Below are 546 nucleotides of genomic sequence, written 5' to 3' on the forward strand. Positions count from 1 at the left end.
ACGCAGCTAACGAGCCTGCCGAAGCGTCGACAGCTCGCGTCGGGATTGCGGATACACGATCGGATTTTTCGGTGCTGGTCCGGCTGCTCGGCTTTGTCCGGCCTTACAAGTGGAGGCTGCTGGCCGCCGTGCTGATCGGCTTCCTGACTGTAGCCGCCAATGCGGGTCTGATGGGCGTATCGGGCTATCTGATCGCCAAGGCGGCGTTGCGGCCGGAAAATATCCTGTTGCTCTACGTACCGATTGTCGGCGTCCGCTTCTTCGGGATCGCCCGGGGCGTGCTCCGCTATGTCGAGCGGCTCGTCTCGCATGATCTGACATTCCGCATCCTGCAGCAGCTCCGGACGTGGCTGTACACGCGGCTGGAGCCGCAGGGCGCCCGGTTGCTGGAGCGGCAGCGCAGCGGCGACTTGCTCAGCTCGGTGCTCAGCGATGTCGAGCAGCTGCAGAACCTCTATCTGCGGGTCATCGCGCCGCCTGCGATCGCCGTACTGGCCGCTATGCTCGGCTCTATCGCGCTCGGCCTGGCCGCGCCGTCGCTCGGCT

At 65.4% G+C, this 546-nt stretch carries 1 pseudogene; it reads left to right on the top strand.

The window, feature by feature from the left end:
- Positions 1–546 (top strand): annotated as a pseudogene (locus PA598K_RS34460) (hypothetical protein); the annotation flags it as partial.

The organism is Paenibacillus sp. 598K (assembly GCF_003851045.1).
Taxonomy (GTDB): Bacteria; Bacillota; Bacilli; order Paenibacillales; family Paenibacillaceae; genus Paenibacillus_D.